Source organism: Delftia sp. HK171 (assembly GCF_001886655.1).
GTDB lineage: Bacteria > Pseudomonadota > Gammaproteobacteria > Burkholderiales > Burkholderiaceae_C > Comamonas > Comamonas acidovorans.
Map to the genome: position 1 here is coordinate 786,473 of NZ_CP018101.1, position 23,818 is coordinate 810,290.

Consider the following 23,818-nt stretch of genomic DNA (forward strand, 5'->3'; position numbering starts at 1 on the left):
TGGGCCAGGGCGCTTCTCAGCGAGGACTCATGCGGATGGCACCGTCCAGGCGAATCGTCTCGCCATTGAGCATGGGATTTTCAAGAATGTGCAGCGCGGTCATCGCGTACTCGGACGGGTGGCCCAGGCGTGCGGGGTTGGGCACGGAGGCGGCCAGCGACTGGCGGATGTTGTCGGGCAGCTTGGCCAGGATGGGCGTGTCGAACAGGCCCGGCGCAATGGTGCACACGCGGATCATGCGCGTGGCCAGGTCGCGCGCGGCGACGATGGTCATGCCGATGATGCCGGCCTTGGCCGATGCATAGGGAATCTGGCCGATCTGCCCCTCATAGCCCGCCACCGAGGCCGTGAGCACGCAGGCGCCGCGCTCGCCTTGCACGGGCTCGTTGCGCGCCATGCTGGCGGCGGCCAGGCGCAGCGTGTTGAAGGTGCCGATCAGGTTCACGCGCACGATGCCCGTGTACTTGTCCAGCGAGCCCGGGCTGCCGTCTTTCTCCACCAGCCGCAGCGGCCCGCCCACGCCCGCGCAGTGCACCAGGGCGCGGAACTCGCCGAAGTCCTCGGCGGCCGCAATGGCGGCGGCCATCTGGTCGGCGTCGGCCACGTCGGCCTTCACGAAGCGCAGGCGGCTGCCGTGGCGCTGGCGGGCGGCGTCCACCATGGCCGCGCCGCGGTCCTCGTTCAGGTCCACCACCACCACGTTCAGGCCGCGTTCCAGCAGCGCCTGGGCCGATGCCTCGCCCAGGCCCGATACGCCGCCCGTCACCAGGGCCGTCATGTTCTCTTGCAGTTGCATGGATGTGTCTCCCGTGCCTGGCTCACAGGCGTTCGATGATGGTGGCGTTGGCCATGCCGCCGGCCTCGCACATGGATTGCAGGCCGTAGCGCGCGCCGCTGTCCTCCAGCGCGTGCAGCATGGTGGTCATCAGACGGATGCCCGAGGCGCCCAGCGGATGGCCCAGGGCGATGGCGCCGCCGCGCGGGTTCAGCCGCTCGGGGTCGGCGCCCAGTTCCCTCAGCTCTTTCAGCCAGGCCAGGGGGACGGAGGCGAAGGCCTCGTTGATCTCGCAGTGGTCCATCTGCTCCAGCCGCATGCCGGCCTTGGCCAGCACGCGCCGCGTGGCGGGAATGGGGGCCGTGAGCATGTACAGCGGATCGTCGCCCACCACGTCCAGCGCCACGAAGCGCGCACGCGGGCGCAGGCCCAGTTGCTGGGCGCGCTTTTCGCTCATCAGCAGCATGGCGCTGGCGCCGTCGGTCATCTGCGAGGCATTGCCCGCCGTGGTGTGCCAGCGGATCTGCGGAAAGCGCGCCGACAGCTCGTCGTTCTGGAACACGGCCTTGAGCGCGCCCAGCTTCTGCGCCGTGGTGCCCGGGCGGATGGTCTCGTCCGCCGTGAAGAGGCCGGCAGGCGTGGTGATGCCCACGATCTCGCGCTCGAAGTGCCCGGCCGACTGGGCCGCATGGGCGCGCTGGTGCGATCGCGCGGCATAGGCATCCAGTTCCTCGCGGCCCAGGCCCCAGCGCGCGGCCACGAGGTCGGCCGACACGCCCTGACCCACCAGCCCCGGCGCAAAGCGCGCATCGAAGCGTGCGCCCGTGGTGTTCTGCCCCATGCGCGAACTGCCCATGGGCACGCGGCTCATGGACTCCACGCCGCAGGCGATCACCATGTCCTGCGTGCCCGACATGATGGCCTGCACGGCAAAGTGCACCGCCTGCTGGCTGGAGCCGCACTTGCGGTCGATGGTGGTGGACGGCACATGGGCCGGCAGGCCTGCGGCCAACCAGGCCAGGCGGCCCGGCGTGCCCGCCTGCTCGCCGGCCTGGCTCACGCAGCCGGTGATCACATCGTCCACCGCGCCGGGGTCGATGCGGTTGCGCTGCACGAGCTGATCCAGCACCTGGCTGAGCAGATCGACGGGGTGGAGCTGGGCCAGGGCGCCATCGGGCTTGGCCCGGGCCATGGGACTGCGGATGGCATCGACGATGACGGGTGTGTTCATGCGGATTTAATGAGACTGGAGGTTCATGAAATGAATGATAAGTCTCGAAATTTGCATTGAACAAAGCGTTTTCCCGGATGAAAAACCGAGCGTAAACAAAAATACTTGCTGAAAACCCGATGAATTCGAGACGGCGGATTCAAAAAAGCAAAGGAGACAGGCGTGCATGACTTTCACAGTTGGGCCGATGCCCGGCCCGACCGCGTTGCGCTGACCATGGGCGACAGCGGCCAGCAGCACACGGCGGGCGCGCTGGCGCAGCGCTCGCGCGAGGTGGCGCAGTGGATGGCCGGGCAGGGCCTGGCGGCCGGCGACACGGTGGCCGTGCTGATGGAAAACCGCGTGGAGATCCTGGAGCTGGTGCTGGCCGCGCGCCTGGCGGGCCTGTACGCGGTGGTCATCAGCACCCACCTGACGGCGCCCGAGGTGGCCTACATCCTGGGCGACAGCGGGGCGCGCCATGTCTTTGCCTCGGCCGCCACGGCGACGCAGCTGCCGGCTGCGCTGGCGGCCACCGTGCATTCGGTGGACGGAGACTGCGCATCCACGGGCCTGCCGTCGCTGGCCGATGCCCTGGCCGCCTGGCGTGCGCAGGCGCCCGCGCCCATCGACCTGTCAGGCCGCCCGCTGGGGCGCGACCTGCTGTATTCCTCGGGCACCACGGGCCGGCCCAAGGGCATCAAGAAGGCGCTGCCGGCGGCGCTCTACCGCACGCAGGCCGACCCCGAATTCCTGGCCTGGCAGCGCAACATGGGCTTTGATGCCGACGCGGTCTACCTCTCGCCCGCGCCGCTGTACCACGCAGCGCCGCTGCGCTACTGCCTGCGCACGCTGGACGGCGGCGGCGCGGTGGTGATCACGGCGCGCTTCGACGCACAGCAGGCGCTGGCGATGATCGAGCGCTACCGCATCACCCACAGCCAGTGGGTGCCGACCATGCTGGGCCGCCTGCTGCAGCTGCCCGAGGAGGTGCGGCACGGCTATGACCTGTCCAGCCACCGCTGCGCCATCCATGCGGCCGCGCCCTGCCCGGTGGCCGTCAAGCAGGCGCTGCTGGACTGGTGGGGCGACATCCTGCTGGAGTACTACGCAGGCTCCGAAGGCTGCGGCATCACCCTGATCAACTCCGCCGAATGGCGCCGGCGTCCAGGCTCCGTGGGCCGCGCCAGCTACGGGCGGCTGCGCATCGTGGGCGACGACGGGCAGGAGCTGCCTGCGGGCCAGATCGGCCGCGTGTTCTTCTCGGACGTGGCGCCCTTCGCCTACCTCAACGACCCCGCCAAGACCCGCGAGGCCATCGACGAGCGTGGCTGGGCCACCTATGGCGACCTGGGCCATGTGGACGAGGAGGGCTACCTCTTCCTCAGCGACCGGCGGGCGGACCTCATCCTGTCGGGCGGCGTCAACCTCTATCCGCAGGAGATAGAGAACGCGCTGGCCACGCACCCGGCCGTGCAGGAGGTGGCCGTGGTCGGCGTGCCCGAGCCCGACTTCGGCGAGCAGCCCATGGCCGTGGTCGTGCTGCGCCAGGGCCATGCGGCCAGCGCCGAGATGGCGCGCGCCATCGTCGCCGAGGCCGGCGCCACGCTGTCGCGCCTCAAGCGCCCGCAGCGCCTGCAGTTCGTGGACGAGCTGCCGCGCCTGCCCACGGGCAAGCTGCTGCGCCGCGTGCTCAAGGACAGGCTGCGCGAGCAGCCCCACGCGGGCTTCAACCTGCGCAGCGCCTGAACGGCCCTTCACCGTCTTTCCTCACCGACAACCACCGGATACCGACCCATGCAAGACCTGACCGAGCGCTCCGTCTACCGCGAAGACCATGAACAGTTCCGCGAGCAGGCCCGCCGCTTCTTCGAGCGCGAGATCGTCCCCCACCATGCCGAATGGGAGCGCCAGGGCATCGTGCCCAAGGAGGTCTGGCGCAAGGCCGGGCGCGAAGGCCTGCTCAACCCCATGCTGCCCGAGCCCTACGGCGGCGGCGGCGACTTCGGCCATGCCGCCGTGCTGCTGGAGGAGATCGCGCGCACGGGCGCCAGCGGACTGGGCTTTCCGCTGCATTCGGACATCGTCGCGCCCTACATCCATGCCTATGGCAGCAAGGCGCAGAAGGACCGCTGGCTGCCGCGCATGGCCGCAGGCGAGCTGATCGGCGCCATCGCCATGACCGAGCCCGGCGCGGGCAGCGACCTCAAGTCCGTGCGCACCACGGCGCGGCGCGAGGGCGACCACTACGTGCTCAACGGCCAGAAGACCTTCATCACCAACGGCATCAATTCGGAGCTGGTCATCGTCGTCGCCAAGACCGCGCCCGAGATGGGGGCCAAGGGCGTGTCCCTGATCGTGGTCGAGGACGGCATGCCCGGCTTCTCCAAGGGCCGCAAGCTCGAGAAGATCGGCCTCATGGCGCAGGACACCTCGGAGCTGTTCTTCGATAACGTGCGCGTGCCGGCCGACCACCTGCTGGGCGAGGAGAACGCGGGCTTCAGGTACCTCATGCACGAACTGGCCCAGGAGCGCCTGGTGGTGGCCGTGCGCGCGGCCGCCTCCATCGAGGCCTTTTTGCACAAGACCATTGCCTACACGCGCGAGCGCAAGGCCTTCGGCCAGCCGGTGTTCGACTTCCAGAACACGCGCTTCAAGCTGGCCGAGGCCAAGGCCCAGGCCACCATGCTGCGCGTCTTCGTGGACGACTGCATCGCCCTGCACCTGCGCCGCGCGCTCGCCCCCGACCGCGCCGCCATGGTCAAGCTCAATGCCACGGCGCTGCAAAACCGCCTGCTCGACGAATTCCTGCAACTGCACGGCGGCTACGGCTACATGACCGAATACCAGATCGGCCGCGCCTGGACCGATGCGCGCATCGGGCGGATCTACGGGGGGAGCGACGAGATCATGAAGGAGATCATCGCAAGGACTCTTTGAACCCCCTGAGCCGCTGCGCGGCTTCCCCCTCTCTACTCGCTCCGCGAGGGAGGGGACGGCGCCATCGCCGCGAGGCGGCTCTTGCTCGGCGCCCCTGGCTTTGGGCCGCGCCCGTCTCAGGGGTCACGGGCGATCGGGGCGGCTGGGCTTTCGGGGGCAAGTTCCGACCGGACGCCACGGGCATGGCGGCGCGGCTACACTGCGGGCCATTCATTCGAGGGGCTGGCCGTGGCTGGTTCCTTCCCCCTGTTTTCCCTAGAGATTCCCGCCATGTCCAACGACGCCCACGAAGCCACCGCCCTGCCCGACGAGCCTGCCCTGACGCCCGAGGCGCTGGAGGAGCTTGACGATCTGCTCGACGAGCTGCGCACGCGCGGCGAGGAGATTCCGCAGTGGGAGTTCTGCGACGGTTTCCTGACGGCGCTGATCTGCACGCGCCGCGAGGTGCCGGCCGCCGAGTGGCTGCCCATGCTGCTGGGCGACGGCGGCACGCTGGAGGCGGCCGAGGGCCAGCCGCTGCCGCTGATGGAAGTGTTCAAGGACGCGGCGCAGCAGGCGCGCTTTCTGGAGCTGGTGGGCCTGCGCATGGACGAGATCCGCACCCAGTTGGACGCCGATGTGAAGACGCTGGAAGACGACCGCACCTTCCAGCCCGAGGCCATGGACATGCGCGGCGCCATCCTGTCGCTGCCCGAGGAAGAGCGTCCCGATGACGGCGAGATTCCCTCGTTCGGCCAGATCTGGGCGCTGGGCTTCATGTTCGTGGTCGAGAACTGGGCCGAGGAATGGGCCGCCCCGCGCGACAAGGAAGCCGCCGGCTGGCTCAACGAGGCGCTCAACGCCGTCGTGGCCCTGACCGAGGACGACACCGGCAAGCCCGAAGTCTGCATGTACGACGAGGACGGCCCCGCCAGCACCAGCCAGGAGCGCGTGGAGCAGTTCGGCGAGGCCATCTGGGCGCTGTACGACCTGCGCCAGATCTGGAAGAGCATGGGCCCGCGCCAGGAAACCATCGTCAAGGGCGAGCAGCCGGGCCGCAACGACCCCTGCCCCTGCGGCAGCGGCAAGAAGTTCAAGAAGTGCCACGGCGCCTGAGCGCCCGCGCCACAGGCTTTGGATGCACGGGCCATGAGACATATCGGTGAACGCATACGCGCCCGCCGCGCCGAACTGGGCATGACCCAGGGCCGGCTGGCCGAGGCGGCGGGCATCACGGCCTCGGCCGTGTCGCAGATCGAATCGGGGGCCATCCGCACCCTCAAGAACGACACCCTGGCCCGCGTGGCCCTGGCGCTGCAGACCACGGCGCTGGAGCTGACGGCGGGGCTGGAAGACGACAGCGCCCCGCTGCCCGTGGACGAGCAGCGCCTGCTGGAAAGCTACCGCGCCCTGCCTGCACCGCTGCAGGAGATCGCGCACCGGCTCATAAAAGCCTTGCGCTGATCAGCGCATTGAGGCGCTGCAAGGCGTGTGCCACGGTGGCCTGGCGCACGGCGGCGCGGTCGCCGTCAAAGCGCAGGCATTCGCTGTGCGTGGTGCCGTACACGCTCCAGCCGAACCAGACCGTGCCCACGGGCTTGGCGGCGCTGCCGCCGCCCGGCCCGGCCACGCCTGTCACGGCCACGCTGCACTGCGCGCGTGAGTGGGCGATGGCGCCTTCGGCCATGGCGCGCGCCACGGGCTCGCTCACGGCGCCGTGCTCGGCGATCAGCGCCTCGGGCACGCCCAGCAGGTCGTGCTTGGCCGCGTTGGAGTAGCTGACAAGGCCGCGCTCGAACCATTCGCTGGAGCCGGCGCGGTCCGTGCAGGCCGCAGCGATCATGCCGCCCGTGCAGCTCTCGGCCGTGGCCAGCATCCAGCCGCGCTGCAGCAGCAGGCCTGCCAGGGTTTCGACGAGTTCGTTGGATGCGTTCATGCCCGTTCCTTCAGCCGATGAAATGGCGCCACAGCGCGATGACCAGCAGCGTGCAGAAGGCGGCCACCAGGTCATCGAACATGATCCCCCAGCCGCCGCGCCAGCCGAAGCCCTTGAAGCACCGGTCCGCCCATTTGACGGGCTGGGGCTTGGCGGCGTCGAAGAAGCGGAACAGCGCAAAGGCGATGAGCTGGCCCCAGAAGCCCGTGGGCATGACCAGCCACAGCACCAGCCAGAAGGCCACGATCTCGTCCCAGACCAGGTTGCCCGGGTCGGCCACGCGCATGTGGCGCGCCGTGACCGTGCAGGCCCACCAGCCCAGGGGAATGCTGCCCGCGATCAGCAGGCCGATCTGCTGGGGCGTGAACCAGTGCTGCAGCAGCAGGAAGGACAGCCAGGCCCACAGCGTGCCCACGGTGCCGGGCGCGATGCGCCCCAGCCCCGAGCCCAGCCCCATGGCGATGAAGTGGGCCGGGTGGGACATCATGAATTCCAGCGTGGGGCGTGCCATGCCGCCCTGCGGTGGGCCTTCCGGTGGGCGCGCCGCAGAGGCAAAGGTGGGGGTAGCAGGATCGCCGGAAACCTCCGGCCGCAGCGGCGCGTCACTCATGGGGCCAGATCATAAGCGCGGCCCTGGTGCTTCACTGACGCTCTTCGACCGCCAGATCCTGCGGATGGCGGATCTGGTGGCGGGCCTCGAAGCTGGCGCTGGCGCCAGCGGCCAGCGGCTGCTGCCAGGCGATCATGCCGTTGCGGTCGTTCCAGCGCGTGGTGGCCGGCTGCGGGCTGTATTGGGACTGCACGCGGATCTGCTCGTTGCGCGAGACGGGTGCGGCGTCCACCACCTGCAGCTCGATGGCGCGGTCATGGCGGTTGTCCACCTGGAAGCGCCGCGTGACCTGGCGTTCGGTGCTGCTGCTGAGCAGGCCGCCGCTGCCGGTGGCCGAGTCCACGGGCAGGTTGCGCACGACCACCTTGTCATCGCGCCCGAAGGACAGGCCCTGGGCCAGCGCGGCGGCGTTGCCGAAGTCTAGCCGGCCCTGGCCGGCGAAGGCGCCATCGCGGAACAGGGCCACGGGGCCTGCGGGCCAGACACCGGCCGGCACGGCCAGCTGGGCCACCAGGTAGGCGGCCTCTTCCACGGCGGGCGCCGTGCGCGTGAGCAGGGTGGCCGGCAGGTTCTGCGAGCCCAGGGCCAGGGTCACGCGCTCGCTGCTGGAGGGCACGCTGATGCGGTAGGGCACGGAGAACTGCGTGGCGTAGGCGGTGTTGAGGCTGGCGACATCGAGCACCGGCAGTTCGGCCGCCTCGCCGGCCGCCCCGGGCTTGCGGGCGCGCTCCAGCATCATCGCAGGGGCCGCCGGGGCCGGCGCTGGCGGAGGGGCCATGGCGGCCACGGGGCGGGGCCGTTCCACATCCAGCGTCCAGGGATTGGGCAGGCGTGCCTGCGTGCTGCGCGAAGGCTGGCCGGTGGACAGCAGCAGCTGCACCTGGCTCCAGTCCTCGCCGCTGTTCTGGGCCACCAGGGCCAGGCGTTCGATGGCCACCGTGCCCTTGGCCGGGTCCAGCTGGGCGCGGTAGGTGGGCTGCCAGCTCGGGCCGCGCACCTGGTAGGTGAGCTGCACATTGGCATCGGCCGGGCTGGCCAGTTGCACGGTGACCTTCATCACCTGGGCATTGCCTGCGCCCGTGCGGTCGCGTTCGAGCTGCAGCGGCCTGAGCTGCTCCTGCAGCGCCTGCTTTTGCCGCAGGATCTGGTGGGCGCGCAGCGTGTTGCCACGGCTGGTGCTGCGCAGCGCCTCGGTGGCGGCGCCCAGCTGGCTGGCGGCGGGCAGGGCGGGGGCTTTGGCGTCATCGCCGGGCTTGGCCAGGCCTTGCAGGTAGTCGCCCACGAGCTTGGCGGCGGACTCGTCGGCCTCCAGCGCGGCCAACTGGTCTTCCAGCGTGCGGATCTGCTGCTCCAGCGGGCTGGCGCAGGCCTTGGAGGCCAGTTCGCGCGGCTGCGACTGCAGCTTGTAGTCGCCCAGGCGCACGCCGGCATCGGCGCTGACCTGCAGGCTCTGCGGGTCGATGGAGCCGGGCAGGCACTCGAACACCAGCTGGCGCGTGGCGGCCGTGATGCGCGCCGTGCGCTCCACCGAGGCCACGCCCGCATACAGGGTGACGCGCGCGATGGGGGCGCGGGCGATGGTGGCTTCCTGGGCTTGTGCCTGGGCCTGGACCGGGGTGCCTGCCAGCAGGAAGCAGGCGGCGGCCAGGGCAGAGAGGGCGGGCAGGGCGGAGCGTTGAACCATGGGCAGTCCTTCTCGGATGAAAGTGGTTTGGCGCGGCGTCAGGCCGCAGCGAAGTGGTCGAATGAGGTCCACCGGGGCGCCATGGCCGCTCCGTCCGGGCCGATCAGCCGCAGGCCGGGCGGGGCCTCGATGCAGCCGATGCGCGTGACGCGCGTGGCGGTGTCGCGGCCTGCGGCCTGCACGGCATCGCGCCTGTCGGCCGGGGCCGTGAAGCACAGCTCGTAGTCGTCGCCGCCGGACAGGGTGCACTGGTGCAGCAGGTCGATGGCCAGGGGCGTGTGCCGGCCGGCATCGAGCAGCGGCGTGATCAGGCGCGTGTCCAGGCTGGCGCCCACGCGGGATTGCTCGAGGATGTGGCCCAGGTCGCCCAGCAGGCCGTCGCTCACATCCAGCGCGCTGCTGGCAATGCCGCGCAGCGCCTGGCCCAGGGCCACGCGCGGCGTGGGCGCTTCCAGGCGCTGGCGCGCGGCGGCCAGCGTGCCGGGTGGCAGGGTGGTGTGGCCCAGCAGGGCTTCCAGCGCCAGGCGGGCATCGCCCAGGCTGCCGCTGACCCAGATGTCGTCGCCCGCGCGCGCGCCGCTGCGCAGCAGGGCCTGGCCGGGCGGCACCTCGCCGAAGACGGTGATGCAGATGTTCAAGGGCCCCTGGGTGGTGTCGCCGCCGACCAGCTCGCAGCCGTGGGCGTCGGCCAGGGCCAGCAGGCCGCCTGCGAAGGCTTCGGTCCAGGCCGCATCGGCGCGCGGCAGGGACAGGGCCAGGGTGAAGGCCAGCGGGCGCGCGCCGCAGGCCGCCAGGTCGGACAGGTTCACGGCCAGGGATTTGTGGCCCAGCAGGCGCGGGTCCACGTCGGCGAAGAAATGCCGGCCCTCGACCAGCATGTCGCTGGAGACGGCCAGCTGCATGCCCGGCGCCGGGGCGAGCAGGGCGCAGTCATCGCCCACGCCCAGGGCGGCGCGGCGCACGGGGCGCTGGAAGAAGCGGCGGATCAGGTCGAATTCACCCACGGTGGCGGCTTTCGGATGCGTTTGGCGATCGGGCTATTGTGCTGCGAGGTTCGTGCTGCGCCGTATCAGGTGGTCTCGCCCGCACCGGGCCGATGCTCCAGCGCCAGCGCGTGGAAGGCCTGGGCGGCCGGCGACAGGCTGCGCTGGCGCCTGCGCACCAGGTACAGGTCGCGCCGGCGGTCGGCATCGGCCAGCGGGCGCGTCACCAGGCCCGGCTGCACGAAGTGGAACAGCGCCAGGGCCGGCACCACGCTGATGCCCAGGCCCGCGCGCACCATGCCCATCACGGTGGCCAGGTGCTCCACTTCCAGCAAGGTGTTGAGGGGCGGGGCCTGCTCCTGCGATTCCAGGTACTGGCGCACGCTGCTGTGGCGGGCGAGCTGGATGAAGGGCTGGTCCCGCAGGTCGGCCATGGTCGGCGCGGGCAGGGCCGCCAGCGCATGGTCGGTGCGGCAGACCAGGTGCAGCCGGTCGGCGCAGAACCATTCGGCCTGCAGTTCCTCGGTGTCGGCGCGGATGGCGGCCAGCGCCAGGTCGGCCTGGCCCGAGGCCACCTGGGCGATGCACGATTCGGACAGCAGGTCCGACACCTGCAGCTGTATGCCCGGATGGCGCGCATGGAACAGCGCCAGCACGGGCGGCAGCCAGGCCGCCGCCAGCGAAGGCAGCAGGGCGATGGACACGCGCCCGCGCTGCAGCGCCGCCGCCTCGCGCAGGCCGTGCACGGCATCGCCCAGGTCGGCGCGTATGCGCTGCGCGGCATCGAGAAACTGCGCCCCCTCCTGCGTCAGCGCCACATGGCGCGTGCTGCGGTCGAACAGGCGCACGCCCACGCCGTCTTCCAGCCCCTTGATCAGGGCGCTGAAGGCCGGCTGCGACAGATGGCAGCGCTGCGCGGCCAGGGTGAAGCTGCTGAGCTGGGCCAGGGCGATGAAGGCATCGAGCTGGCGGGAGGAGATATTCATCTGGTTTTTGGATGAGTTGATCCGAATAATCGATTTCACAGATTAGCAGCCCTTGCCTACATTGGCCTGCATGGACCACCTGGAAAACTCCTTTGCCCCGGACAAGCCCCCGCTGTGGGTGGGCTGCGCAGCCGGCTTCTCGGGCGACCGCACCGATGCCGCCGCGCCCGTGGTGCGCGCCCTGGCGGCCAGCGGCCAGAGCGCCTGCCTGATCTTCGAGACCCTGGCCGAGCGCACGCTGGCCCTGGCCCAGCTCGCGCGCCGCGAGCAGCCCGACGCGGGCTACGAGCCCCTGCTGGAGGACCTGCTGGAGCCCGTGCTGGCCGACTGCCTGGCGCATGGCATACGCATCGTCAGCAACTTCGGTGCGGCGAATCCCGAAGGCGCGGCGCGCTGCATCCAGCGGCTGGCGCAGCGCCTGGGCCTGCGCGTGCCGCGCATCGCCGTCGTGCATGGCGACGACGTCAGCGGCCCGGCGTACCGCGGGGCGCTGCGGGCCGCGCTGGGCGCGGAGTTTCCCGAGGATTCGCTGGTCAGTGCCAACGCCTACATCGGCGCGCGCGCGATTGCCGAGGCCCTGCAGGCCGGCGCCGAGATCGTGGTGGCCGGCCGTGTGTCCGACCCCTCGCTGACCCTGGGGCCGGCCATGGCGCATTTCGGCTGGGCCTGGGGCGACTGGGACCGCCTGGCGCGCGCCACCATGGCCGGCCACCTGCTGGAATGCGGCGCCCAGGTCACGGGCGGCTACTTCGCCGACCCGGGCTTCAAGGACGTGCAGGGCCTGGCGCGGCTGGGCTATCCCATCGCCATCATCGAGCCCTCGGGCGACTGCACCATCACCAAGCCCGAAGGCACGGGCGGCCTGGTCAGCGAACGCACGGTCAAGGAACAACTGCTGTACGAGGTGCACGACCCGGCCGCCTACCTGACGCCCGACGTGGTGGCCGACCTGTCCGAGGCCGAGGTGCACCAGGTGGGGCCTGACGCCGTGCGCCTGAGCGGCGTGCGCGGCCATGCGCACAACGGCCACTACAAGGTCAATGTCTGCCATGCCTCGGGCTGGCTGGCCGAGGGCGAGATCTCCTATGCCGGCCCACGCGCCCTGGAGCGCGCCCGGCTGGCCGGCGAGGTGCTGCGCGAGCGCCTGGGCGGCGAGGCCGCAGGCGACCTGCGCCTGGACTGGATCGGCGTGGCCAGCGTGCTGGGCGACGACGCCGGCCGCTGGCGCGACGCGCAGCCGGCCAGCGCAGCCGCCCCCAGGACGTGCGCCTGCGCGCCGCCTGGCTGCGCCCCACGCAAACCGAGGCGCGGCGCCTGCCGCGCGAGGTCAATGCGCTGTACACCTGCGGGCCGGCCGGCGGCGGCGGCGTGCGCACGGCGCTGCGCGCGCGGCTGGGCACGGTGTCCTGCCTGCTGGCGCAGCAGAGCGTCGCCACCGGATGGAAGTGGGCCGAGGGAGAGATCGACAAAGGGGTCGATAAAGGGGTCGAGAAAGAGGCCGGGGAGCACGCCGCATGAACACACTGCAGACCACGATGCCCGTCACCGTGCCGTTGTACCGCCTGGCGCACGGGCGCACGGGGGACAAGGGCAACCGCTCCAACATCAGCCTCATCGCCTGGAATGCCGCCTGCTGGCCCGTGCTGGTGGAGCAGATCACCGAAGAGCGCGTGGCCGCGCACTTCGCCGCCCGGCGCCCTGCGCGCGTGCAGCGCTTCGTGCTGCAGCGCCTGCAGGCCATGAACTGGGTGCTGGACGCGGTGCTGGACGGCGGCGTCAACGACGCGCTCAACCTCGACAGCCACGGCAAGGCGCTGTCGTACTGGCTGCTGCAGATGCAGGTCCACATACCGGCCTCGCTGCTGCCCCACCTGGCGCCGGAGTAGCCGGCAGGACCTGCCCGTCACACATTCATCACAACAAAGGAGACAGACATGAACTTTTCGCAGAACCTTCCCCGCCGCCATGTGCTCGCGCTGGCCGCCTGCGCGCTGGCAGCCGCCGCCGCACCGGCGCTGGCGCAGGACTATCCGTCCAAGCCCATCACCTTCGTCGTGCCGTTTGCGGCCGGCAGCGCCACCGACCAGCTGGCACGGGCGCTGGGCCAGGCCGTGACCACGGCGACCAAGCAGGCCGTGGTGGTCGAGAACAAGGGCGGCGCCAGCGGCATGATCGCGGCCCAGCAGGTGGCGCGCTCGGCGGCCGATGGCTACACGGTGCTGATCACCACCAACACCACGCATGCGGCCAACCAGCATCTGTACAAGAAGCTGCCCTATGACGCGGTCAAGGACTTCGCGCCCGTGGCCGGGCTGGGCAAGGGCGGCCAGGTGCTGGTGGTGCGCGCCGATGCGCCGTACAAGAACGTGGGCGACCTGCTGGCGGCGGCGAAGAAGCAGCCGGGCAAGCTGTCGTTCGGCAGCGGCAGTTCCTCCAGCCGCGTGGCCGGTGAAATGCTCAAGCAGCTGGCCGGCGTGGACCTGATGCACGTGCCCTACAAGAGCAATCCGCTGGCCATCACCGACCTGCTGGGCGGCCAGATCGACCTGATGATCACCGACACCTCCACCGGCGTGCCCCAGGTCAAGTCGGGCAAGCTGCGCGCCCTGGGCTACTCCACCACCAAACGCAGCCCGCAGCTGCCCGAGGTGCCCACGCTGGAGGAAGCCGGCGTCAAGGGCTACGACATGGGCTACTGGTTCGCGGCCTACGCGCCCGCTGGCACGCCCGAGGCCGTAGTGGCCCGTCTCAACCGCCTGCTGTCCGACGCCGTGCACAGCGCGGGCGCCAAGTCCTTCTTCGAGATGTCCGGCTCCGAGGGCTGGACCGCAACGCCCCAGGAGCTGGCCGCCTTCCAGGCGGGCGAGACCCAGAAGTGGGGCCAGGTGATCAAGGCCGCCGGCATCCAGCCCGAGTAGGCCGCTCCCCGCTCTCCCGTTCCCTTTCTTTCCGAACCGTCCTAGGCCGCCGCAATGCACGGCGGCCAGGGCGGAGCCTTGCCTGTGCCATGACCCCAAGGAGACAACATGCACATCAGATCCACCCATCCACTGGCCCTTGCCCTGGCCGCATCCGGCCTGCTGACCGCCTGCGGCGGCAGTGACTCGCCCGCCGGCTCGCAGGCGCCTCGCATGCAGTTGAGCATCAGCGCCACCGAGGACTTTGCCGGCAGCTACGGCAGTGTCGGCGCCTATGAGAAAGTGACCGGCGTGCTGCGCGGCGAGCTGGACCCGTCCGACCCGAAGAACGCCGTGATCCAGGACCTGGCGCTGGCGCCCGTCAATGCGCGCGGCATGGTCGAGTACAGCACCGACTTCGTCATGCTCAAGCCCAAGGACATGTCCAAGGCCAGCGGCGTGCTGCGCTATGACGCGCCCAATCGCGGCAACATCCTGACCATGCCAAACCCCACGGCCACGCCCGGCGATGCGGTCTACCTGGAGCGCGGCTATGTGCTGCTGTACTCGGCCTGGCAGGGCGACGTGCCCAAGTCCACGCCCGCGCGCCTGACGGTCACCGTGCCCGTGGCCCGCAACAAGGACGGCAGCAGCATCACGGGCAGCTACCGCACCGAGCTGGTCCCGGCCGCCGCCGTGCCCTCCATGACCCTGCCCGGCGGCGTGTTCAACGGGACCATGATCCCCTACGAGCCCGCCAGCCTGGACAACACGCAGGCCGGCTACTCGCTCACGCGCCGCATCAACGAAACCGATGCGCGCCAGACCGTGCCTGCGGGCGACTGGAAGTTCGCCAGCTGCGATGCCGCCGCCAATCCCTTCCCCGGCACACCCAGCGCCACCAATGTCTGCCTGAAGGGCGGGTTCGATCCGCAGTACCTCTACGAGCTGGTCTACGTGGCCAAGGACCCCAAGGTCATGGGCGTGGGCCTGGCGGCGCTGCGCGATACGGTGAGCTTCTTCCGCGCCAAGGCGGCCGACGCCGACGGCAAGGCCAACCCGCTGGCCGGGCGCATCACGCACACCATCGGCCAGGGCACCTCGCAGTCGGGCAATGCCATGAAGACTTTCCTGCACCTGGGCTTCAACCAGGCGCTCGATGGCGGCAAGGTCTTCGACGGCATGTATGCCCATGTGGCCGCGCGCCAGACCAACATCAACACGCGCTTCGCCGTGCCCGGCGGCGGGGGCGGCCTGCGCACCGACCACACGGCCTTCGGACAGACCGCGCCGCGCGGCCTGGACAAGGACTACAGCGACGAGGTCAGCGGCCGCCAGGGCGGCGTGATGAAGCGCTGCGAAGCCAGCAACACCTGCCCCAAGTTCTTCCTGGGCCTGTCGGGCACGGAGTTCTGGCAGCTGCAGGGCTCGCCCGTGCTGACCGATGCCAATGGCCTGCGCGACATCGCCCAGCCCGCCAATGCGCGCATCTACTACTACGCCAGCACCCAGCACGGCGGCGCAGGCGGCACGGCCAGCATCGGCTATGCGCCCACGCGCAATGTCTATCCGGCCGGCACCGTGGTGCACTTCAACGACACGTTCCGCGCGCTGTTCATCGCGCTGGAGGACTGGGTGGTGCGCGGCACCGAGCCGCCAGCCAGCCAGGTGCCCAGGCTGGCCGACGGCACCCTGGTGCGGCCCGACAAGCTGGTCTTTCCCGCCATGAAGGGCCTGAGCTGGAGCGTGGGCGGCGTGCAGACCGCCATCCCCGAGTTCCGCTACCTGGCGCGCCACAACGGCTTTGCGCTGCTCGACTTCGGCCCGCAGTACGTGCCGCAGGACGAAAGCGGCATCGCCACGCTGCAGCCGCCGCGCGCCACGGGCAAGGACTACGCCATCCTCGTGCCCCAGGTCGATGCGGCCACCGGCCTCACGCGCGCAGGCATCCGCAGCGTGGAGGCGCGGGCGCCGCTGGGCACCAGCATGGAGTTCAACTACGTGGCCACGCCGGGCATCGTGGACCTGTCCAACCTCACGGGCAGCTTCATCCCCTTCCACAAGACGCGCGCGGCGCGGCTGGCGGCCGGTGACGGGCGGCCTTCACTGGAGGAGCTGTATGTCGACCAGGCCGGCTACGTGAGCGCCGTCACGGCCGCGGCCCAGGACCTGGTGCGCCAGCGCCTGCTGCTGCAGCGCGACGCCGACGCGCAGATCACCGCCGCGCGTGCGGCGGCGGTACTGCCTTGAGCCTGCGCTGAACGCAGGCCTCAGACGGCCTGGCCGCGAAAGCGCATGGCCGCCTGGCGCGAGACCTCGGCCAGCAGCTGCTCGCTGCGCTGGCGTTCGCGCAGCCAGCGGGCATCGTTGCTGCCGGCGGCCACGTCGCTGCGCAGCAGATGCAGGGCGGGCGCAGCGCCATGGCGGGCCGCGTAGTCGGCCACGGCATCCATGGTCTTGAGGATGTGGTCGGCCAGCGGCATGTGCTCGCCCGTGGCCGGGTCCACGTACACGGCCTCCAGGCCGAAGCGGCAGGCCTGGAAGCGGTTGTAGGTGTAGACCAGGTAGTCGTCTTCCACGGGCGTGAAGGGCTGGGTGTCCATGAACCAGGCAGCCAGCGCCTGCACGTAGCCGGACAGGGCGGCTGCGCGCTCGATGGTCAGCGGCGTGTCGAACACGCGGATCTCGATGGTGCCGAACTCGGGCTTGGGCCGGATGTCCCAGTAGAAGTCCTTCATGCTCTTGACCACGCCCGTGCGCGTCATCTTGTCGAAGTACTGCTCGAACTCGCTCCAGTGCAGCACGCAGGGCGCGCGGCCCGACAGCGGAAAGGCGAACACCGAGTTCAGCCGCGCCGAGTCGAAGGCCGTGTCATGGCCCTGAACATAGGGGCTGGAGGCCGACAGCGCAATGAAGTGCGGGATGTAGCGCGACATGCGGTGCAGCATCAGCAGGGCCGCGTCGGCGTCGGGGCAGCCGATGTGCACGTGCTGGCCGAAGATGGTGAACTGCTTGGACAGGTAGCCGTACAGCTGCGAAAGCTCCTGGAAGCGCGGCTTGTCGTAGATGCGCCGCTCATGCCACTGCTGGAAGGGGTGGGTGCCGCCACCCACCACGGCGATGTTGAGCTTGTCGGCGCTTTTGACCAGCGCATCGCGGATCTGGCTGAGCTGGCCCAGCACCTCCGAGGCCGAATGGCAGACGCTGGTGGAGATCTCGATCATGCTGTTCGTCATCTCGGGCACCACGCTGCCGGGCAGCGGGTTCTTGAGCATGAGGCGCAGCATGTCCTCGGCGTAGGGAGCCAGGTCGTAGTCGTGGGTGTTGACCAGCTGCAGTTCCAGCTCCACGCCCAGGGTCAGCGGTTCGGACGAGTTGAAGGCTTCAAGACTCACGTTCATCTCCTGCGGTATTCGTGCGGCTCAGCGGCTTCCAGGGACGGGAGCTTTCGCCGGAGCGGTAGATGGCCACGGTGGCCAGGGCGGCGCCCAGCACCTCCATCACCAAAATGGTGGGCAGGGCCACGCCTGCGATCTGCGCGCCCAGCTCGGGCGCGGCGGCCACGAACTGCGAGGCGATCAAAAGCGCCACCGACGACATGGGCGCCATCGCGCAGCCCACCCAGAAGGCCTGGCGCCAGTTGGCGCCCGTGCCCACATTGCCCACGGCCACACCCATGGTCTTGGCGACCAGGCGTGCCAGGATCACGGCGCCCACCACGCCGGCCACCGGCGCGCTCCAGTCGGCCTGTGCGGCCACGGTGGAGACCAGCACGAACATCAGCATGGTCAGCAGCGAGGCCGCCGTGCCCAGCTGGCGGGGCCAGGCCCAGGGGCGCGGGTTGAACTGCTTGAGCAGGATGCCGCCCAGCAGCGCCGCCAGCGGCGCCGAGCCGCCCAGGTACGAGGCCACGGGCACGCTGGCCGAGATCAGGGTGAGAAAGAGGATGGAGGTGTTCTCGCTGGCCGGGCTCATGAAGCGCAGCGCCAGGCGCATCAGCACGGCCAGCACCAGGGCCACGGCCACCGAGACGCCCAGCACCACCAGCACCGGCATGATCGAGGCCACGAAGCCCGCCTTGGGCTGCGTCAGCATGCCCGCCTTGGCGCTGCCCAGGGCCAGCGCATACAGCGTGGACAGGGTGGCCAGCACCAGGCCGCGATCGGTCACGGCGCCTGCGGCACGCATGTCGGCCACCACGCGCGTCAGCACCAGGGGCGAGGCCGCCATGGCCACCAGGGCCAGCGGCCCGGCCACTTCGGGGGCCACGCCCAGCCAGCCCAGCACCAGGGAGACCAGCACATAGGTCAACGCGGATTCGGCCACGCTTTGCACCAGCACCATGGGGTTGTGGCGGAACCAGCGCAGCGTGATGCGCCCGCCGCATTCGAACAGCACGATGGCCACGCCCAGCTCCAGCAGGAACAATCCCGTGCCCTGCAGCGGCCAGGCGGTATTGGCGCCAAAGCCGATCAGCCCGGCAATGCCGCCGACCAGCGAATAGCCGACCACCTTGGGCAGGGCCGCATGGCGCTGGCAGGCGTAACCCACCATGGTGGCCACGGCCAGCAGCAGGGACCATTGCACCGTGGCCAACCCGGCCGATGGCCGCAGCCACGGTTCCCAGAAGCTCAGCATGTCATTCATAAGCGAGGTCCTTTGCGCGAGCCAGTGGCCCGCAAGCGAAGCTCCGCAGGGCCTTCCCTGCGGCGCGGGCAAGCCCGCGTCCCGTGCGCTTGGCACGGGGACACTTCGTTGGCGATCCACTGGCGTGACTGCCGGGCTGCAAGGCCGGGCGGGCACGCCAGCACGTGGGTTCCGCGTGGTTCCCGAGGTCCCGCAGGCTCAGGGGCGGAAGAAACTCAGCGGCGCTGTGCGCAGACGGCGGCGGATGGCCGAATAGATGCGCGAGCGGTCGACTCCGCTGACATTGTGTGCCCTCATCGCAACGCGGAATGCCAGATAAAAGCTGACAGTGACATTCAACGCGCCATTGACCGGCAGTAGGGCAACCGCCCACCAGAACATGTCGGAGTGCAGCACCTGCCAGCCCAGGGCCGCCATGGCGGCACCGATCTGGCCTGCCGACAGCGTGACGTGGCGCACCTCCAGCCCCAGGCCGAAGAAGGCAGCGAATGCGGGAACCAGGCCCAGCATCATGCCCAGCGAGACGTTGGCGGCAAAGCCCGAAATGTTCTTGCGCCAGAAATGCGCCCAGCGGTCGGCGCGCTTGGCACCCAGCCAGCGCGTGATGCCGGGGTTGTAGCGGATCACCGAGTCCAGCCGGCGCAGCACGAACCAGTTCTCCGCCCAGCCCGCGATCAGGCTGCTGGCGAACAGCAGCACGCCCGTGAAGGCCGCGAACAGCGGCGACATGCCCAGCAGGCTCAGCGAGTCGAGCACGGCAATCGCATGCGGCCCGTCGATGGGCGTGTGGCCGAACAGCTGGGCATAGCCCAGCGACAGCAGCAGCACCATGGGCAGCACCACCAGCACGTTGCCCAGCACCGCCGCCACCTGCGAGCGCACCAGGTGGGCGACCTCGTCCACGAACTCCTCGATGGCCTCGCTGGCGCGCAGGTCCTTGAGCTTGGCGGCCATGGCCGGTGCCGTCATGGCCGGCTGCTTGGTCGCCACCGTGAAGTGCAGCAGCTGGATCAGCACAAAGCTGATGGAGTAGTTGATGCCCGCCGCCAGCCCGCCCCAGAACGCCGACAGCCCCAGCGCGTATAGCGCGAACTTCAGCAGCGTGGTGAAGGCCATCACGAAGCCGCCGCCGGCGGCCTTGGTTGCCATGGACAGGTATTCGCGGCCGGTGCGCGTGATGTAGTGCTCGCCCGTCTCGGCGCTGCGCTCGGCCACCTTGGCCGCCAGCAGCGAGGTGTTGGTGGACAGCAGCGCGCGCAGGCTGCGCCGCTCGATGCCCACGGACACCAGGTTGGCCAGCAGGTCGGCCGTCTCGGTGGCGCGGTTGTCGGCCACAAGGCAGTCCAGCAGCCGCCTGACGCGCAGGATGCGCGCGCGCAGCTGGCGCAGGCGGAACACCAGGCCCACCGAAATCCCTTCGGACTCGAAATGTGTGTAGACCGATGTCACGGCCGCACGGCAGGCATCCAGGCGCTCGCGCAGCCGGGCCTCGGCCGCATCGCGCCGGTCATTGGTGCGCAGCGCGTGCATCACCTCCACGCGCAGGCTTTCGGCGTCGTGGATCAGGGCGTGGAAGGGCTGGTCGTCGCGTGCCTGCTCGTCCATGCGCAGGCGCAGTTCGGGCGAGAAGCCCGTGGACAGGATCTGCCCCGTGCAATAGGTGATGGAGCCCAGCAGGCTGTTCTGCCAGAAGCTGCTGCCCTGGCCCTCGCTGCCATCGGTCAGCAGCAGTGCGATGCGTTCGAGCAGCGGCGCCTCCAGCGCGTGCAGCCAGCGCGCGTCGAATTCGTCGGGCATGGCCAGCATGAACAGCTCGGAAGCATCCACCGTCTCGGGCGTGCTGGGCAGCAGCTTGTAGCGTGCGCGCTCGGACAGCTCGCTGAACATGTTGGTGCGCGGCGCAAAGCCGAAATCGGCCAGCAGCGCCGTGATGTCCACGGTGTCGATGAAGCGCAGCCACCAGGCATGCAGGCGCTGGCGCACGGCCGGGTCGGCCTCCACGGCCTCCACCAGCAACTGCACACGCTGCACGGCGCCGTCCACCGACGGCTTGGGCGCGCGCACCCACTCCAGCAGGTGGATCAGCCAGATATGGCGGTGCGCGAGGTCGGCCTCGGGGTCGAGTGCGGCCAGAAGGCCGGGCAGGTCTTGGGTGATTCGCTTCATGTAGGGGTCTTGCGGCAGGGCGGAAGACTAGCGCCTCCCCCGAGGAACGCGCTCAGTGCAGCACGCGGTTGTCAGGGTCTGGAAAGCTGTCGCCGCCAGCGCCCGACTGCAGATGAAAGCGCGGGATGGGGCACTCGAAGACTTCGCCCTCGTGGCTGATGCACAGATAGCTGCCCTGCATGCTGCCGTTGGGCGTGCGCAGCTGGCAGCCGCTGGTGTACTCGAAGGTCTCGCCGGGCTGCAGCAGCGGCTGGCGGCCGATCACCCCCAGGCCCTTGACCTCTTCGACATGGCCCAGTTCGTTGGTGATGATCCAGTGGCGCGCGATCAACTGGCCCGGCACCTGGCCGGTATTGGTCACGGTGATCGTGTAGGAGAAGGCGTATACGCCCGCCGCTGGAGCGGATTGCTCTGGCAAAAAGGCGGGGCGGACCTGGACCTGGAACTCGTTCATGGGCATGGCGGCAATGGTAACTGCCCGCAATGTACCGGCTTGCGAACGTCCCCACGCGCCGCCGCCCATGGCTTTGTGCCGTCGCTGGTGCCGGCATGGGCTAGCTGCGACAATCGCAGGCCATGAGCCCCACCTACCGCATCGCCCCCTCCATCCTGTCTGCCGACTTCGCCCGTCTGGGTGACGAGGTCAAGAATGTGATCGCCTCCGGCGCCGACTGGATCCACTTCGACGTGATGGACAACCACTACGTGCCCAACCTCACGTTCGGTCCCATGATCTGCGAGGCCCTGAAGCCCCATGCGAAGACGCCCGACGGCCAGCCCGTGCCCATCGACGTGCACCTGATGGTCTCGCCCGTGGACGAACTGGCCACGGCCTTCGCCAAGGCCGGCGCCGACTACATCAGCTTCCACCCCGATGCCACGGCCCACGTGCACCGCAGCATCCAGAACATCCGCGCCCAGGGCGCCAAGCCCGGCCTGGTGTTCAACCCCGCCGCCCCGCTGGACGTGCTGGACTGGGTCATCGACGACATCGACCTCATCTTGCTGATGAGCGTGAACCCCGGCTTCGGCGGCCAGAGCTTCATCGACAGCACGCTGCGCAAGATCGAGGCCGCGCGCAAGCGCATCGAGGCCAGCGGCCGCGACATCCGCCTGGAAGTGGACGGCGGCATCAAGGAAACCAACATCCGCCGCGTGGCCGATGCCGGTGCCGACACCTTCGTGGCCGGCAGCGCCATCTTCGGCAAGCCTGACTACAAGGCCGTGATCGACGCCATGCGCGGCGCCCTGGCGGCCTGAGCTTCGGCCTGCCTCCAGCAAAAAAGGGCCCGCGAATTGCGGGCCCTTTTCGTTGCTGCGTCGAGTTGCGTTGAGTTGGATTTTGCGCAGCGCAGGCCGCAGCGACGCGGCCCCTTCAGCCGCCTCGCTCGTGCTCTGCGGGCATGACGAAGATGCTGCGGCCCTGCGTGTCGAAACCGGGCGGCGCAAAGCGCGCCACCGGCACATGGTTGTGCTGGATGGAGCTGACCTTCCACGCGAATGTCCTGCCCTTGCTGGTGAAATTGAGGGTTTCGCCGCAGGTGACGTTGATGGGCGCCTTCTGAGACAGATCGACGCTACGGTAGGAGCCTGCAGGCGCGGGCGAGCCGTAATGCGATTGACCGTTGGGAAAAGTGTCCGCATGGGCCATTGGGCAGGCAAGAAAAATGCCAGAGATATACAGGGCATTGATATTTTTCATGAAATGCTCCTTGGCGGAAATGGGATTTTCAATTCAAACGGAACATGGATGGCAGGCCGTGGCAATGGTTTGGCGAATGCGGTAAAAGGGTATTGCCCGGCCTGCCGCCAGTGGTTTTGCATCGCTGGCGGGAATAATCCTGGAAAGGACATCAGAAGCTGTGGCGTATGCCCACTTCCGCACCCGTTGACGTGCCCTTGGGCGCAAGCCCGGGTGCACCGCCCGACAGGGCGAAATTCGCATTGCCCTTGTTGGATATGCGGGCCACGGTTCCATACAAGGCCGTGCGGCGCGACAGATCATGCACATAGCCAATGGCATATTTGTTCGCATCGCTGTCATTGAATGCCACCGGACCCTTGCGCGAATCGGTACGCACATAGGAGGCGCGGAGATGGCCGCTGCCCACGGGAACCGTCATGCCCAGCAGCCAGCGGTCCTCGGAGCCCAGGGTGCTGCTGCCGTAGGTGCCGAAAGGCAGGTCCTCCCGCTGGAAGTGGCCCATTAGCTTGGCGAAACCGAAGTCGTACGAGGCGCCCGCGCCATACTGCTTGAACTTGGTGCCGGCGGCGCCGATGTCGGTCGTGCCATAGGACAGCGACAGGCTCAATGGACCGTTTTCGTAGTGCACCCGGCCTGCCACGTGGCGGCCCACGTTGCTCGATGGGTTCTCGTCCATGGCGTACATGAATTCCGCACGCAGGCCCCAGAGGCTGGGCGAGAGGTACTGGATCGCGTTGTCCCGGCGGTAGTAGGACGGTGAGAAGCCGTCCGGCATGCGGCTTGTCACGGCCGAACCCGCCAGTCCGATCACGCCGAACGGATCGTATTTGTAGGTATGTGCCGAAGCCGGCGAAAGGTCGCGGCCCAGGCGCACTTCGCCGAAACCTCCCGACAGGCTCACGGTGGAACGGCGCTGGAAGAACTTGCCCGTGGAGCTGAACGTGCCCGTGTCGGCATTGACGTCCGACTCCAGCCAGAACCCGGCCCTCAGTCCGCCGCCCAGATCCTCGTCGCCGCGAAATCCCAGCCGCCCGGAGGCCAGGCCGCTGTTGTTCATGGTCAGGTTGCCAGGCAGGTCGCTGTTCCTCACGTAGCGCGCATTGACGTCTACGATGCCGAACAGGGTGATGGATGACTGGGCGCTGGCCGCCAGCGAAATGACGGGCAATGCTGCCGCCAATATGCGATTGAATTTCATGCCTGATCCTTGTATTGAATGGTGGATTCCATGCGCATCCATTTTCAAAACGGATGCTGTGGTAAATACTAGAATCCGCAGGCGATCGCATTCGGTCTTGAA

General features: G+C 69.3%; 21 protein-coding genes and 1 pseudogene. 9 read left to right on the plus strand and 13 right to left on the minus strand.

Going from position 1 to position 23,818, the window contains the following annotated elements:
• Positions 1-16: 16 nt before the first annotated feature.
• Together BO996_RS03600 and BO996_RS03605 are read right to left on the minus strand one after the other, a co-directional pair.
• Positions 17-796 carry an SDR family NAD(P)-dependent oxidoreductase gene (locus BO996_RS03600; RefSeq protein WP_013804731.1) on the minus strand — a complete coding sequence of 260 codons (780 nt, stop codon included), beginning with the start codon at positions 794-796 and terminating at the stop codon, positions 17-19.
• A 22-nt stretch (positions 797-818) separates the two neighbouring features.
• Positions 819-2,006, minus strand: a complete 1,188-nt coding sequence (locus BO996_RS03605) for a thiolase family protein (protein WP_071954019.1) — start codon at positions 2,004-2,006, stop codon at positions 819-821.
• 162 nt (positions 2,007-2,168) lie between these two features.
• On the opposite strand from BO996_RS03605, the gene BO996_RS03610 reads away from it, so the two are divergent.
• The 4 genes from BO996_RS03610 (at position 2,169) to BO996_RS03625 (ending at position 6,368) form a co-directional block, all read left to right on the plus strand.
• Positions 2,169-3,734 carry an AMP-binding protein gene (locus BO996_RS03610; protein WP_071954020.1) on the plus strand — a complete coding sequence of 522 codons (1,566 nt, stop codon included), beginning with the start codon at positions 2,169-2,171 and terminating at the stop codon, positions 3,732-3,734.
• 48 nt (positions 3,735-3,782) lie between these two features.
• Positions 3,783-4,925 (plus strand): acyl-CoA dehydrogenase family protein, encoded by a 1,143-nt coding sequence (locus BO996_RS03615; RefSeq protein WP_012202629.1) that lies wholly within the window; start codon positions 3,783-3,785, stop codon positions 4,923-4,925.
• A 270-nt stretch (positions 4,926-5,195) separates the two neighbouring features.
• A complete protein-coding gene (locus tag BO996_RS03620; protein ID WP_016450524.1) occupies positions 5,196-6,020 on the plus strand; it encodes a YecA/YgfB family protein in 825 nt (274 codons plus the stop codon).
• A gap of 33 nt (positions 6,021-6,053) precedes the next feature.
• Entirely contained in the window at positions 6,054-6,368 is a 315-nt protein-coding gene (locus tag BO996_RS03625) for a helix-turn-helix domain-containing protein (RefSeq protein ID WP_071954021.1), read from the plus strand.
• Here BO996_RS03625 and BO996_RS03630 read toward each other — a convergent pair.
• The 5 genes from BO996_RS03630 to BO996_RS03650 form a co-directional block, all read right to left on the minus strand.
• Positions 6,349-6,840, minus strand: coding sequence for a CinA family protein (locus tag BO996_RS03630; RefSeq protein WP_071954022.1), 492 nt, complete (start codon positions 6,838-6,840; stop codon positions 6,349-6,351). The genes BO996_RS03625 and BO996_RS03630 overlap by 20 nt on opposite strands.
• 10 nt (positions 6,841-6,850) lie before the next feature.
• The gene (locus BO996_RS03635) at positions 6,851-7,351 is read right to left on the minus strand and encodes a phosphatidylglycerophosphatase A family protein (RefSeq protein WP_012202641.1); all 501 of its coding nucleotides are present in this window, start codon (positions 7,349-7,351) and stop codon (positions 6,851-6,853) included.
• Between the two features lie 130 nt (positions 7,352-7,481).
• On the minus strand, positions 7,482-9,134 hold the full coding sequence (locus BO996_RS03640) for a DUF4139 domain-containing protein (RefSeq protein WP_071954023.1): 1,653 nt from the start codon (positions 9,132-9,134) through the stop codon (positions 7,482-7,484).
• A gap of 38 nt (positions 9,135-9,172) precedes the next feature.
• A complete protein-coding gene (thiL, locus tag BO996_RS03645) occupies positions 9,173-10,138 on the minus strand; it encodes a thiamine-phosphate kinase (protein ID WP_071954024.1) in 966 nt (321 codons plus the stop codon).
• Between the two features lie 65 nt (positions 10,139-10,203).
• Positions 10,204-11,103, minus strand: a complete 900-nt coding sequence (locus BO996_RS03650) for a LysR family transcriptional regulator (protein ID WP_071954025.1) — start codon at positions 11,101-11,103, stop codon at positions 10,204-10,206.
• Positions 11,104-11,173: 70 nt separating this feature from the next.
• Here BO996_RS03650 and BO996_RS03655 point away from each other — a divergent pair.
• The 4 genes and pseudogenes from BO996_RS03655 (at position 11,174) to BO996_RS03670 (ending at position 16,250) form a co-directional block, all read left to right on the plus strand.
• Positions 11,174-12,621, plus strand: a pseudogene (locus BO996_RS03655) (acyclic terpene utilization AtuA family protein).
• Positions 12,618-12,989, plus strand: a complete 372-nt coding sequence (locus BO996_RS03660) for an AtuA-related protein (RefSeq protein WP_016450609.1) — start codon at positions 12,618-12,620, stop codon at positions 12,987-12,989. Before BO996_RS03655 ends, BO996_RS03660 begins: the two are co-directional and overlap by 4 nt.
• A gap of 48 nt (positions 12,990-13,037) precedes the next feature.
• Positions 13,038-14,021 (plus strand): Bug family tripartite tricarboxylate transporter substrate binding protein, encoded by a 984-nt coding sequence (locus tag BO996_RS03665; protein WP_071954026.1) that lies wholly within the window; start codon positions 13,038-13,040, stop codon positions 14,019-14,021.
• A 108-nt stretch (positions 14,022-14,129) separates the two neighbouring features.
• Positions 14,130-16,250, plus strand: a complete 2,121-nt coding sequence (locus BO996_RS03670) for an alpha/beta hydrolase domain-containing protein (protein ID WP_071954027.1) — start codon at positions 14,130-14,132, stop codon at positions 16,248-16,250.
• Positions 16,251-16,270: 20 nt separating this feature from the next.
• On the opposite strand, the gene BO996_RS03675 is transcribed toward BO996_RS03670, so the two are convergent.
• From BO996_RS03675 to apaG, 4 genes are all read right to left on the minus strand, one after another.
• Entirely contained in the window at positions 16,271-17,395 is a 1,125-nt protein-coding gene (locus BO996_RS03675; RefSeq protein WP_013804717.1) for a YbdK family carboxylate-amine ligase, read from the minus strand.
• A complete protein-coding gene (locus tag BO996_RS03680) occupies positions 17,385-18,647 on the minus strand; it encodes a cation:proton antiporter (protein ID WP_043820084.1) in 1,263 nt (420 codons plus the stop codon). Before BO996_RS03680 ends, BO996_RS03675 begins: the two co-directional genes overlap by 11 nt.
• Before the next feature lie 198 nt (positions 18,648-18,845).
• Entirely contained in the window at positions 18,846-20,813 is a 1,968-nt protein-coding gene (locus tag BO996_RS03685; RefSeq protein ID WP_012202652.1) for a site-specific recombinase, read from the minus strand.
• Positions 20,814-20,865: 52 nt separating this feature from the next.
• A complete protein-coding gene (gene apaG, locus BO996_RS03690; RefSeq protein ID WP_034367895.1) occupies positions 20,866-21,273 on the minus strand; it encodes a Co2+/Mg2+ efflux protein ApaG in 408 nt (135 codons plus the stop codon).
• 116 nt (positions 21,274-21,389) lie between these two features.
• Between apaG and rpe the strand changes: the two genes are divergently transcribed.
• Complete coding sequence (gene rpe / locus BO996_RS03695) at positions 21,390-22,073, plus strand: ribulose-phosphate 3-epimerase (RefSeq protein WP_012202654.1); 684 nt, start codon at positions 21,390-21,392, stop codon at positions 22,071-22,073.
• Positions 22,074-22,188: 115 nt separating this feature from the next.
• Here the strand turns inward: rpe and BO996_RS03700 are convergent, their stop codons facing one another.
• Together BO996_RS03700 and BO996_RS03705 are read right to left on the minus strand one after the other, a co-directional pair.
• Entirely contained in the window at positions 22,189-22,515 is a 327-nt protein-coding gene (locus tag BO996_RS03700) for a CzcE family metal-binding protein (RefSeq protein ID WP_071954028.1), read from the minus strand.
• Positions 22,516-22,666: 151 nt separating this feature from the next.
• Complete coding sequence (locus tag BO996_RS03705) at positions 22,667-23,716, minus strand: porin (RefSeq protein WP_071954029.1); 1,050 nt, start codon at positions 23,714-23,716, stop codon at positions 22,667-22,669.
• Positions 23,717-23,818 lie beyond the last annotated feature (102 nt).

Excerpts from the sequence above, each read along its gene's own strand:
- BO996_RS03600 (WP_013804731.1), bottom strand. The coding sequence starts at position 796 with ATGCAACTGCAAGAGAACATGACGGCCCTGGTGACGGGCGGCGTATCG.
- BO996_RS03605 (WP_071954019.1), bottom strand. The coding sequence starts at position 2,006 with ATGAACACACCCGTCATCGTCGATGCCATCCGCAGTCCCATGGCCCGG.
- BO996_RS03615 (WP_012202629.1), top strand. The coding sequence starts at position 3,783 with ATGCAAGACCTGACCGAGCGCTCCGTCTACCGCGAAGACCATGAACAG.
- BO996_RS03620 (WP_016450524.1), top strand. The coding sequence starts at position 5,196 with ATGTCCAACGACGCCCACGAAGCCACCGCCCTGCCCGACGAGCCTGCC.
- BO996_RS03625 (WP_071954021.1), top strand. The coding sequence starts at position 6,054 with ATGAGACATATCGGTGAACGCATACGCGCCCGCCGCGCCGAACTGGGC.
- BO996_RS03630 (WP_071954022.1), bottom strand. The coding sequence starts at position 6,840 with ATGAACGCATCCAACGAACTCGTCGAAACCCTGGCAGGCCTGCTGCTG.
- BO996_RS03635 (WP_012202641.1), bottom strand. The coding sequence starts at position 7,351 with ATGGCACGCCCCACGCTGGAATTCATGATGTCCCACCCGGCCCACTTC.
- BO996_RS03640 (WP_071954023.1), bottom strand. The coding sequence starts at position 9,134 with ATGGTTCAACGCTCCGCCCTGCCCGCCCTCTCTGCCCTGGCCGCCGCC.
- BO996_RS03650 (WP_071954025.1), bottom strand. The coding sequence starts at position 11,103 with ATGAATATCTCCTCCCGCCAGCTCGATGCCTTCATCGCCCTGGCCCAG.
- BO996_RS03660 (WP_016450609.1), top strand. The coding sequence starts at position 12,618 with ATGAACACACTGCAGACCACGATGCCCGTCACCGTGCCGTTGTACCGC.
- BO996_RS03665 (WP_071954026.1), top strand. The coding sequence starts at position 13,038 with ATGAACTTTTCGCAGAACCTTCCCCGCCGCCATGTGCTCGCGCTGGCC.
- BO996_RS03670 (WP_071954027.1), top strand. The coding sequence starts at position 14,130 with ATGCACATCAGATCCACCCATCCACTGGCCCTTGCCCTGGCCGCATCC.
- BO996_RS03680 (WP_043820084.1), bottom strand. The coding sequence starts at position 18,647 with ATGAATGACATGCTGAGCTTCTGGGAACCGTGGCTGCGGCCATCGGCC.
- BO996_RS03685 (WP_012202652.1), bottom strand. The coding sequence starts at position 20,813 with ATGAAGCGAATCACCCAAGACCTGCCCGGCCTTCTGGCCGCACTCGAC.
- apaG (WP_034367895.1), bottom strand. The coding sequence starts at position 21,273 with ATGCCCATGAACGAGTTCCAGGTCCAGGTCCGCCCCGCCTTTTTGCCA.
- rpe (WP_012202654.1), top strand. The coding sequence starts at position 21,390 with ATGAGCCCCACCTACCGCATCGCCCCCTCCATCCTGTCTGCCGACTTC.
- BO996_RS03700 (WP_071954028.1), bottom strand. The coding sequence starts at position 22,515 with ATGAAAAATATCAATGCCCTGTATATCTCTGGCATTTTTCTTGCCTGC.
- BO996_RS03705 (WP_071954029.1), bottom strand. The coding sequence starts at position 23,716 with ATGAAATTCAATCGCATATTGGCGGCAGCATTGCCCGTCATTTCGCTG.